A 4,029-nucleotide genomic window follows, 5' to 3' on the forward strand; every position below is an offset into this window, starting at 1 on the left:
ATGAGCAATTTTTGCTCTCCACCCGGGCATGAAAATCCCCCTTTTCTTCCCATAATGAAGAATAGGCGCAAACAGTTCAACAGGACGTTATGCTTAATGGTGGCTTAGACCCTGTACGGAAAAGTGTTTGAATCCACTGGGTGCACCACCCATTGTCCGCCCTTTCCTGTGATAGAGGAAAGGTGACGACGAACGGAAAACTGCCGCATTTCTCCCGTGGATTCGCTGTTTGCGCACTCGATCATCGAAAAGGAGCATTCCCGTTAAACATTTCTAGAGGGAGGATTTTCATCATGGATGTCATCTATCCTCGCTGCGCAGGATTGGATGTTCATGCCGAAACCATCGTCGCCTGCGCGCTATGGGAAGAAGATGGACACATTCAAAAGGACATTCAAACCTTCTCCACGTTCTCGAAAGGACTTGGCGACCTGCTCGAGTGGCTCGAAGACCATGGGGTCACCCATGTCGCCATGGAATCCACCGGCGTGTATTGGAAACCGGTCTTTGCCTTCCTCGAGGGCTATGTCGACTTGACTTTGGCCAATCCGCAGCGGATCAAAAATGTCCCGGGAAGAAAAACCGATGTCTCTGACGCCGAGTGGATCGCCAAGCTGCTCCGTCATGGACTCATTGAAAAAAGTTTCGTCCCCCCAGCGCCGATTCGTGAACTGCGGGATTTTACCCGCCTCCGCAAAAAGTGGGTCGGACAGTTGAGTTCAGAGAAAAACCGGATTCAAAAAGTGCTGGAGTCTTCCAATGTCAAACTGGGCTCCGTCCTCTCGGATCTCTTCGGCGTTTCCGGACGAAACATCCTTGCCCGGCTGCTCGAGAAGGGATACGTGGACAAGGACGAGCTGGATCAATGCCTGCGCGGAAGGCTCAAAAAGAAAAAGCAAGCGGTGTACGATTCGCTGCTCGGCACCTTGACCGAACACGAGCTCCGTCTCCTTCGCCTCTTGTGGAAACACGTTGAGGAATTGGAGCAGTTAATCGAAGAAGTCGACCAGCACATCGACCGCCTGCTCGAGCCGTATCGCGAGGAAGTCGAATTGCTGATGACCATGCCCGGAGTGAAAAAACAAACCGCCGCCGTCATCATAGCCGAGATGGGAACCGACATGAGCGTCTTTGAAACGCCGGAACGGGCGGCTTCATGGACTGGATTGTCCCCCGGCAACCATGAAAGCGCCGGAAAGCGAAAGAGCACGCGCACGACAAAAGGCAATCCCCATCTCCGATCGGCGTTATGCGAGGCGGCATGCAAAATTCTTGACGGTACCCATGGAAAGGACTTTGGGTGAAAGGGGCAATGGGAGAGGATTATACATCAGCACAGTCATACGCTAGAGCACAAATCGGTGAGCCGTATAGTTTAACAGCCACAAAAGGTCAATCATCAAAATGGTATTGCTCGTTGCTCGTGTGGAAAGCGTGGGAGAATCGAGGATTTGATTTGGATGACGATGGAGGCATCATCGTGACCCCGTCTGACTTGGATCAAGACTCTGAGACAATAACCTATGCTAGCAGCAACTAAAAGAGCGGACGGAGGATATTTCAATGTGTGTGTAGAAGGGTATACCATCCAAATAACGGTTATGCCCTTCTATTTTTATCCGTTCATCCCCGCAACTTGAAAACATTACGGAGGGAAAAACGTGGATTTACTGACTTTGAGGGTGTAAGCAAAGCGTGTTGTGAATTTGAGCAGTTGCTTCATCATAGAGGGGGTGCAAATCTTTCTGCAAGGAAGGAAACGTTCTCGATTTCATAGAATATTACAACCACCATGGATGGAAGGGGATTCAACATGGGCCCAAGTGCACCGCTATGGATGTCAATGTTGTACTACCTCATGTGCACCGCGACGTTGCTCGCCGGTGTGGCGATGCTGGTGAAAGGAACGGTTCGCCGCTTGTATTCGCTCGTTGCAGTGATCGCAGTGCCGCTCTTTTTTCTGAACAATTTTCACACCATCGCCAGGGTCGGCGTCGATCCGTTCGCCTACTGGCAGCAATCCCTCATCGAAGGACAATGGTGGGCGTGGCTGTCGCTTGCGTTGTTCCTTTACATCGTATGGTACTGGGGATTGCTTGTCCAGCGCATAGGAGGTAAAAAGGAAGGGCAGGCTTGGTGGAAGCGGCAGAGATGGATATGGGTTGTGCTGGCGGCAGCCGCGCCTGTCATCGTATATTGGGTGCAGAACATTGACAATTCCGTTGTCTCCTCGGTGCGGACGTACGAACCGTCCAACGCTCATTTGCCGCACGGTCCGTCAGCGCGTATTTTCTTTTTGTATTCTCACCCGTTGGAGCGGGAGTCATATATCGTGGAGGCGGACGAACATCATGTGCGCAAAGTGGTGACGCTGAAAGCAGTTGGAATCTCTCACCTTTTGCCCGCTTCTTCAACAAAGGAACTGTTGTTGTGGTCCGATTATACAGGAAAGTATGTGTATCGACTAAATCCAGACACATGGACGGTTGTCGATCAAAAGCGGTCTCCAGCCCTCTTTCCTTTGCCTCATTGGAGGGAGAGTGGGATATTCGTTCGCTGAACCAAGATGTAAAAACCAATAAACTAGAAGTAAGAAAAGAGGGAAAATTGTTATTTTCTAAACGATTCCCTCCCTACGTTCTTCAAGTTTTGCACGTAGCGCCGTATTTCTATGTGTTCGCCGATGTGATTGAAAAGGAACAAGGCGTATTGTATGTGATCGATCAACGCGGTGAGGTCGTGAAAGAAATTCCGTTGCTCACTTCCTCCGCCCGATCGATGGCGGCTTTCCGCAACTACCTTGTCATCGCCACGAAACCTCGTCTCACAATCATTGATCCGCATTCATGGCGAGTGACATATTGGGACATGGGGCAAGAGGAAACACGATTCGATCAGCTCCAAGTGAAAGGAGACGCGCTGTGGGTGAGCTATGTCCAGAGGGAAAAGTCGGGGTGGATTGCTTTGAACGATCAGTTCAAGCTGATCGAAAAGCATGAACTGCCTTCTGTGTACTGGGAAGCACGGTTTCACGGCGATTATGTGTATATATTGTTCGAGCCGCAGGAGGGGAACAAGGCGGACAATGCAGGAGAAATGAACATCTTCCAGCTGCGTACGGCCCAACTTGCCGCCAAGTTTACTGTGCCGAAACAAAAGCACAACTTGCAGACATTTTACGTGATGGATGAAATACAATGATAGTGCAGGAGATGACGGCAAGGGGGGAGAGGGACATACAATTCCGAGACTATGAAGAATTTTGGCCGTTCTATTTGACCCAGCATCGCAAACGAGCGACGCGGCGCTGGCATTTTGTCGGAACGAGCTTTGTCTTTTTGTTCATCATCATCGCGGCTGTAACGGGAAACGCATGGTGGCTGCTTGGCGCGCCGATTGCCGCCTACACGCTCGCTTGGTTCAGCCACTTTTTCATCGAAGGAAACAAACCCGCCACCTTCGGCCATCCGCTTTGGTCGCTTCGAGCTGATTTTCACATGTACGGGCTGATGCTTGCGGGACGCTTGGGGCGTGAGCTTGAGCGGATTGGGCTTTCAGAGGATCGGGATGTCAGCCAAAATGGATAAGAATCACGTTGAGAGGCCTTTCTCCCGACTGATTTCTTCTATCAGTGATTGTCGTCGATCCTCAAGGCTTTTGAGGGATCGAAGGACGACGACAATCCGGGATGAAATATCAGGGAGAAAGGCCCTTGTCCCCGCATTACTTCTTCATTTGTTCAATCTTTTCAAGCGGCAGCCCGGTCAGTTCATGAATCGTGTCGGCATCATATCCTTTTGCCAACATTCGTTTCGCAACATCCATCTTTGCTTTTTCCATTCCTTTCTCCATTCCTTTCTCCATGCCTTTCTGCTCGTATGAAACGATGAGTTCCATGACTTTGGCAGCCTCCTTCTCCTCCATTGTATTCACCTCATTTCGCAGTCGGATTTCTTCTTCATCCGATAACCGCAAATATGTTTCGAAAAAGCCGAACAACAGACGCTGTTTCGCCTCATCGAGCTCGAG

General features: G+C 50.4%; 3 protein-coding genes and 2 pseudogenes. 4 read left to right on the forward strand and 1 reads right to left on the reverse strand.

Annotation, left to right across the window (positions count from 1 at the left end; genetic code table 11):
* Positions 1-293 precede the first annotated feature (293 nt).
* The 4 genes and pseudogenes from VU18_RS01400 to VU18_RS01420 form a co-directional block, all read left to right on the forward strand.
* Positions 294-1,262, forward strand: a pseudogene (locus VU18_RS01400) (IS110 family transposase); the annotation flags it as partial.
* Positions 1,263-1,813: 551 nt separating this feature from the next.
* Positions 1,814-2,560 (forward strand): hypothetical protein, encoded by a 747-nt coding sequence (locus VU18_RS18680; protein ID WP_223812545.1) that lies wholly within the window; start codon positions 1,814-1,816, stop codon positions 2,558-2,560.
* An 89-nt stretch (positions 2,561-2,649) separates the two neighbouring features.
* Positions 2,650-3,201, forward strand: coding sequence for a hypothetical protein (locus tag VU18_RS18685; protein WP_236687241.1), 552 nt, complete (start codon positions 2,650-2,652; stop codon positions 3,199-3,201).
* Positions 3,198-3,587: a DUF962 domain-containing protein gene (locus VU18_RS01420; protein ID WP_011229842.1), complete on the forward strand. Its 390-nt coding sequence runs from the start codon at positions 3,198-3,200 to the stop codon at positions 3,585-3,587. Before VU18_RS18685 ends, VU18_RS01420 begins: the two co-directional genes overlap by 4 nt.
* Positions 3,588-3,723: 136 nt before the next feature.
* On the opposite strand, the pseudogene VU18_RS18690 reads toward VU18_RS01420, so the two are convergent.
* Positions 3,724-4,029, reverse strand: a pseudogene (locus VU18_RS18690) (DUF4351 domain-containing protein); the annotation flags it as partial.

The organism is Geobacillus sp. ZGt-1, from assembly GCF_001026865.1.
Lineage (GTDB): Bacteria > Bacillota > Bacilli > Bacillales > Anoxybacillaceae > Geobacillus > Geobacillus thermoleovorans.

Excerpts from the sequence above, each read along its gene's own strand:
- VU18_RS01420 (WP_011229842.1), top strand. The coding sequence starts at position 3,198 with ATGATAGTGCAGGAGATGACGGCAAGGGGGGAGAGGGACATACAATTC.
- VU18_RS18680 (WP_223812545.1), top strand. The coding sequence starts at position 1,814 with ATGGGCCCAAGTGCACCGCTATGGATGTCAATGTTGTACTACCTCATG.